General features: G+C 63.4%; 7 protein-coding genes. 3 read left to right on the forward strand and 4 right to left on the reverse strand.

From position 1 onward, the window contains the following. The 4 genes from AKL29_RS43665 to AKL29_RS14920 all read right to left on the reverse strand — a co-directional run. Positions 1-208 (reverse strand): hypothetical protein (locus AKL29_RS43665; RefSeq protein ID WP_193395214.1); only part of this gene is annotated, 208 nt, incomplete at its 3' end. Beyond that, a complete protein-coding gene (locus AKL29_RS14910; RefSeq protein ID WP_028332057.1) occupies positions 205-480 on the reverse strand; it encodes a hypothetical protein in 276 nt (91 codons plus the stop codon). The genes AKL29_RS14910 and AKL29_RS43665, both read right to left, overlap by 4 nt. 137 nt (positions 481-617) lie before the next feature. After that, entirely contained in the window at positions 618-1,412 is a 795-nt protein-coding gene (locus tag AKL29_RS14915) for an adenylate/guanylate cyclase domain-containing protein (protein WP_050384717.1), read from the reverse strand. A gap of 175 nt (positions 1,413-1,587) precedes the next feature. Next, complete coding sequence (locus AKL29_RS14920; RefSeq protein ID WP_028332059.1) at positions 1,588-2,652, reverse strand: carbon-nitrogen hydrolase family protein; 1,065 nt, start codon at positions 2,650-2,652, stop codon at positions 1,588-1,590. Positions 2,653-2,929: 277 nt separating this feature from the next. Between AKL29_RS14920 and AKL29_RS14925 the strand changes: the two genes are divergently transcribed. The 3 genes from AKL29_RS14925 (at position 2,930) to AKL29_RS14935 (ending at position 5,880) form a co-directional block, all read left to right on the forward strand. Next, on the forward strand, positions 2,930-3,880 hold the full coding sequence (locus AKL29_RS14925) for a LysR family transcriptional regulator (protein ID WP_050384718.1): 951 nt from the start codon (positions 2,930-2,932) through the stop codon (positions 3,878-3,880). 77 nt (positions 3,881-3,957) lie between these two features. After that, positions 3,958-4,284, forward strand: coding sequence for a DUF485 domain-containing protein (locus AKL29_RS14930; RefSeq protein ID WP_082190599.1), 327 nt, complete (start codon positions 3,958-3,960; stop codon positions 4,282-4,284). A 12-nt stretch (positions 4,285-4,296) separates the two neighbouring features. Beyond that, entirely contained in the window at positions 4,297-5,880 is a 1,584-nt protein-coding gene (locus tag AKL29_RS14935) for a solute symporter family protein (RefSeq protein WP_050384719.1), read from the forward strand. The last annotated feature ends 222 nt before the right edge of the window (positions 5,881-6,102 follow it).

Consider the following 6,102-nt stretch of genomic DNA (forward strand, 5'->3'; position numbering starts at 1 on the left):
GCGCGAGCATCCTTGGCACCAAGGCCGCATCGGAAATTTCGAAGTCCGTGCGTCCATTGGCAAGGCTGCTCCATTCGCGAAGCGCCTCGCGTCGTGCATTGATGCTCGAAGTTTCGTCGCCGCGCGCGACCGACACGAGCGGCGGACCGGCCGTGAGAAGACCTCCGAGCAGCACCTTGATCAATCGAGCGATCAGCCGCGCGCTCACGGTTCCCATCCCCGGCCACGCAGCCAGACGTCGCGGCACGTGACCAGCATGCCGTGCAGTCCGTTCTTGAGGAAAAACAGATAGAGCGCGAACAGCAGCACGAAGCTGGGCCGATCGTCGCCCCAGGAAACGAACTCAGGTTGGTCGTGTGCCTTCCGGGACAGCACCGCCAACTGTCCGGTCTCGGCCCATTGGTAGAGTCGTGCGACGCTGAAGTACGTCACCAGGCTGCAAAAGATTCCGGTCAGAATGGTCGCGGCATGTTTGCGCATGATGCGTGTTTTGCCTCGTCGCCTCCTAAGAGCGATGAAACCGCAGACGGCAAACGTCGCTAACCGCATCAATACGTCATTAACGCCTTTCGGCGAGGCCAGCCGCCGCTGGCGGTAACCGGCGTTCCCAGGACGTCCTAATGCTCAACCCGGTAGAGCCGCCATCGCTCCGGCACGCCTTTGAGCTGGTGCGCGCCGCGGTCCTTGAAGCGGATTTCGGACTTTGACATCAGGTCCTTGACCGCGCTCGAGACCAGCACTTCGCCGGCCCGTGCTTTCGCCGCGACGCGCGCGCCGATGTGAAACGCAAGACCGATCACCTCCGCCCCGCTCACCTTGTATTCGCCCGCGTGCAGTCCGACCCTGATCTCCAGCCCCAGCGTGCGCACGGACTCGCGGATCGCGGTCGCGCAACGGATCCCGGCTGCCGGCGCGCGGAACGTCGCCAGCAACCCGTCCCCGGTCGTCACGACTTCCTTCCCCCGCAAGGCCTTCAGCTCCCTGCGCACAGCGACATAGTAGTGATTCATCACCGTCGCCCAGCGCGTGTCGCCGAGCCGCGCGGCCTTTTCGGTGGATCGGACGATATCGACATAGAGAATCGTGGCGAGCGCCTGCTTGAGCTGCGAGTCCCGATCGACGGTTCGGCGCCGGTTCGCGATATTCCCAGCCAGAGGCTCATAGCGATGGCTGCGTCGCCGCGCGATGGCGGCCTTGGTGTAGTCCTGGGCGCGCTGCACCGTGCGGCAGCGAATGGTTTTTTCCTGCGGTGGAAACGTCCAGTAGACCTTTCGCCCGTCGCCCGCGCCATCAACCTGCACGGCGCCCCATTTCAGGAAAACCGTCGAGCCGGCCCGTCGAATGCACCATGCCTTCGACGTGTATCCGGAAACGTTCGACTGATGGACTCCGATGCGAAGGAATTTTGGCATGAGCGTCCGGCCGATCGAAGAAGCGTTTGGCAGCCTACCCAGGGTAAAGCGTAGCCATACATTCCCGCGTTGGCAACGGTGCAGGTTTGCGGACTATCGAGAGTGCCGGACCGCGATGTCCGCGTAGAGTCCCGCACGCGGACGAAGGATTGTATAAGGCAGCACCAGCGCTTCGTCAGCTCCGGAGGTCGCGCCCCTGCCCATTCGATGCAGCGTCGGCATCGACCGACAGAATTGCCGCGTCTTGCGCTTCCGCTATTGGCTGCTCTGAATCGCGAAATCGAGCCGGGGTCAATCGGCTACGGTCGACCGTCACGCCAAAGATGTCGAAGCGGTTGTAGTAACCGACCACGTCGTGAAACTGTTTCGGCTCGACGCAGCGATTGAGATCGATCTCCGCGTAGGCGATCCCCTCCTCGTCCTGCAATCCATCGCCGAAGACGCTGCCGGTCGGATCGACGAAGAAGCTCGCCGCACGCGGCGTCTGGTCGATCACGTCGGCGATCGTTCGATCGCGTTCAATGAGGAAGGCGCGCATCGCCTGGTCCATGTAGCCGGCGGTGACGATCCCGAATACCTTGGCCTCGAAGCAATGGGCGCTGGCCCGGATGCGGTTGGCGGCCACGTTGTCGAAATTGCCGCCGCCGGCCGGGCGCCGGGTGGGCCACATCGGCGGCCAGCTCGAAATGTGCACCTGCTCGCCCTGCGCCATCAGCGCGAAGCGGGCCAATGGATTGGTATTCTCGCCGCAAATCAACCCGCCGATCCGGCCCTGCCGCGTCTCCGCGACCTTGAGGCCCGCACCATCGCCGGACGACCACACCAGCTTCTCATAGAATGTCGGAACCAGCTTGCGGTGATGGATGAGAATTTCTCCGGTCTCGCCGATCAGCAGGTTCGAGTTCCACAGCCCCCCGACGCTGACGGCCGAGCGCTCGCTGATGCCGATCGAGACCGTGACGCCGAGGGCGCGCGCCTCGGCGCAAAGCCGCGCCACTTCCGGTCCATCCGCCAGCACGGATTGCTCCGCCATGCGCACGAACAGATCGTGGTTGTCGATTGGAGGCCACAGCGCGGCCCAGACCGGAAAGGCGGGAATATAGGTTTCGGGAAACGCGATCAGCTCGGCGCCGGCCCTGGCCGCCTCGCGAATGATGGCGATCGCCTTTTCGGTGGTGGCCCAGCTGTCGAGGAAAACGGGCGCGGCGTGGACGGCAGCAGCCTTGAAACGAGGGAGCATGTCGAAAATCCCGGCCAGAGCGTTTTCCAGCGAAGTGGATACCGGTTCGCATGAAGAAAACGCGTCAAAACAAAAATCTGGAGCCCCCGTTCCGATCCAACCGGAACGGAAGGCTCTAGGATGAGCAGCGCGAAGCGGTATCATCCCTGCCTTGCCGGCGTGCATGGGAATTGTCGCAAGGTCGGTTGCGAAGGATCGGAGCCGCCACGCGGCTGGAACGGGAATTGCTTTGCTGACAAGGGCCGCAATCTCAACGGCCGCAACCTGGAGGCAGATCATGTTCGACACGATCAACTGGGACGATCTGCGGGTGTTTCTCTGCGCCGCCCGCGCCGGCAATCTCAGCCAGACCGCAAAACGGCTGCGGCTCGACCATTCCACCGTCAGCCGGCGCATCGCCCAAATGGAAGCTTCCCTCGGGGTTGCGGTGTTCGAACGCCACCGCACCGGCCTCAAGCTCAACGAAGTCGGCGAGCGGCTGTTGCGTCATGCCGAGCGGGTCGAGAGCGCGGTGATCGCCATCCGCGAGGAGGCCAGCGCCAGCGACACCCAGGAGCTCGTCGGGACCGTGCGGCTCGCCACCATGGAGGGGATCGCCTCGCTCTATTTGGCGCAGCGTTTCGCCAAACTGCGACGCACCACGCCGCAGCTCACCGTCGAACTCGTCACGTCCGCCCAGACGGTCTACGTCCATAAGCGCGAGGCCGATCTGTTCGTGTCCTTCTTCCGGCCGCCCGGTCCGGGCCTGATCTCGGAGCGCATCGGCAAGTTTCGGCTCGGGCTATTCGCGAGCCAGGACTATCTCGACCACCATGGGATGCCCGCAAGCCTGCGCGAGCTGCAGGATCATTGGTTCGTGTCCTATATCGAGGACCTGATCCAGGTCGATTCGGTGCGCTGGCTCGCCGACGTCATCGAAGAGCCGAAAATCGCCTTCCACTCCAACAGCATGATCGCGCAGATGAACGCCGCGGCGGGCGGCCTTGGCATCGTGATGCTTCCGAGCTTTGCCACAAGGGACCGGCCCGACCTGATACCCGTGCTGCCGGCTCTCGCCGGCACCGTTCGCGAGGTCTGGCTCAATGTCCACAGCGACCTGCAATTCGCTCCGCGCATCCGCGCCGTCCGCGCCTTCCTTAAAAATACCCTGAAGCAGGATCCGGACATGCAGGTCACGCTGGCCGATGTCGTGCCGCAGCCACGCACGGCAGATTGCAAAAATCCATAATTCCCTTCCGTCGGCCCCCGGCTGAAGCTCGTCCGATTGGCGCAAGCAGAGCGCGCTGAAGTTTTGAGGGGGCCGATATGAACGTGATTATTCCCGGCAATGCCGATCCGGCATCGAGCGGCGGCGCATTGGCCAAGAAACAGACCGAGAAGCTCGCCAAGAAACTAGCCAAGAAGCGGCTGACGGTCGCGCTCGTTCTGAGCGTCGCGATGATCGTGATCTATTTCGGCTTCATGGGGCTTTTCGCGTTCGACAAGCCGCTGCTCGGCACCATCCTGATGCCCGGCCTGTCCCTTTGCATCGTGCTCGGCCCGCTCGTCATCATCTCTTCCTTCGTGCTCTGCCTGGTCTACGTGCTGTGGGCGAACCGGGTGTTCGACGCAGGCGTTCGCGAGCTTCGCTAAGGGGACAGGCAAATGGGCAGCAGCACGCTTTCGATCGGGTTCTTCTTCGCCTTCATGGCGTTGACGCTGGCGATCACCTATTGGGCAGCGCGGCGCACGCGCACCACCGAGCATTTCTTTGCCGCCGGCGGCCAGGTCACGCCGTGGCAGAACGGCTGGGCACTCGCGGGAGACTTCCTGAGCGCCGCGGCCCTGCTCGGAATTGCCGGCATCGTCACCTCGAACGGCTTCGACGGCATGATCTATTCGATCGGATGGCTGGTCGGCTGGCCGATCATTCTGTTCCTGATCGTCGAGCCATTGCGCAATGTCGGCCGTTTCACCTTCGCGGACGTCGTGGCCTATCGCCTGCGCCAGCGCCCGGTGCGCCTCGCCGGCGCCATCGGTACACTTGCCGTGATCCTGTTCTACCTGATCGCCCAGATGGTCGCGACAGGATCGCTGATCAAGCTGCTGTTCGGCCTGCCCTACACCTGGTCGGTCATCGTCGTCGGCAGCGTGATGCTGGTCTATGTGCTGTTCGGCGGCATGTTGGCGACGACCTGGGTGCAGGTGGTCAAGGCTGTGCTGTTGATGGGCGGCGGCATCCTGCTCGCCCTCCTCGTGTTGACCCATTTCGACATGAACCCGCTGAAGCTGTTCGCCGCGGCGTCCGAGAAATACGGCACCAGGGTGCTGCAGCCGGGATCGAAGGTGGTCTCGGGTCAATGGGATGCCATCTCGCTCGGGCTCGGCCTGATGTTCGGAACCGCCGCGATGCCGCATGTGCTGATGCGGGCGTACACGGTGAAGGATTCCAAAGCCGCACGGCTGTCGATCCTCTATGCCACCGGCCTGATCGGCGTCTTTCATCTCATGGTCTTCATCATCGGCTTCGGCGCCATGGTGCTGGTCGGCGCCGAGGCGGTGGCCAAGGCCGGCGGCGGCGGCAACATGGCAGCCCCCCTGCTCGCACTCACCGTCGGCGGCAATGCGTTCTTCGGCTTCATCTGCGCGGTCGCGTTCGCGACCATGCTTGCCGTCGTCGCGGGGCTGACACTGTCGGGCGTCGCCACGCTCTGCCACGACGCCTGGACCAATGTGATCCGAAACGGCACCGCTTCGGAGGCCGAGCAGCTCAAGGTCGCGCGAGTCGCGACTGTTCTGATTTCCATCCTCGCCATCGGTCTGGGAATCGCGTTCGAAGGCCAGAATGTCGCCTTCATGGCGGGACTTGCGTTCTCGATCGCCTGCGCCGCCAACTTCCCGTCGCTCGTGCTCGCCATCACCTGGCGCCACTTCACGACGCCTGCTGCCGTGGCGAGCATCCTCGTCGGCACGCTGAGCTCGCTGGTGCTGATCTATCTGTCTCCGACCATCCAGGTCGACATTCTCGGCAAGCCGCTCGCCACGATCGAGCATCAATGGTGGTTCGTGTCGCTGCGCAATCCCGCGATCATCAGCATGCCGCTATCCTTTGCGGTCGCGATCCTGCTGTCGCTGGTGACACGGGAGAAGAACGCAAACCTCGCCTTCGACGAGATGCAGCGGCGCATCCTGCTCGGACCGGTCCAGCCGACCCTCGACGATCCGGGCCAGGCGAAGAATGCGGCATGAACGGGGTCAACCGATCGACGTTGCGGATCGGCCCGTTGCGAACCCCGTCACCCGATGCGGATGTGTGACTCACAGATCGCGCAACACACGCAGTGTCGTCCTGGCGAAAGCCAGGACCCATTACCCCAAATCTTGGTTGTTGCGCGACGCTGGGGCCGCGATCCCGTTCATCACCGAATTCGGTGGTTATGAGTCCCCTGAGTTCGCAAACGAAGTGCAACA

The sequence above is a fragment of the Bradyrhizobium pachyrhizi genome (assembly GCF_001189245.1).
Taxonomy (GTDB): Bacteria; Pseudomonadota; Alphaproteobacteria; order Rhizobiales; family Xanthobacteraceae; genus Bradyrhizobium; species Bradyrhizobium pachyrhizi.

Excerpts from the sequence above, each read along its gene's own strand:
- AKL29_RS14910 (WP_028332057.1), bottom strand. The coding sequence starts at position 480 with ATGCGCAAACATGCCGCGACCATTCTGACCGGAATCTTTTGCAGCCTG.
- AKL29_RS14915 (WP_050384717.1), bottom strand. The coding sequence starts at position 1,412 with ATGCCAAAATTCCTTCGCATCGGAGTCCATCAGTCGAACGTTTCCGGA.
- AKL29_RS14920 (WP_028332059.1), bottom strand. The coding sequence starts at position 2,652 with ATGCTCCCTCGTTTCAAGGCTGCTGCCGTCCACGCCGCGCCCGTTTTC.
- AKL29_RS14925 (WP_050384718.1), top strand. The coding sequence starts at position 2,930 with ATGTTCGACACGATCAACTGGGACGATCTGCGGGTGTTTCTCTGCGCC.
- AKL29_RS14930 (WP_082190599.1), top strand. The coding sequence starts at position 3,958 with ATGAACGTGATTATTCCCGGCAATGCCGATCCGGCATCGAGCGGCGGC.
- AKL29_RS14935 (WP_050384719.1), top strand. The coding sequence starts at position 4,297 with ATGGGCAGCAGCACGCTTTCGATCGGGTTCTTCTTCGCCTTCATGGCG.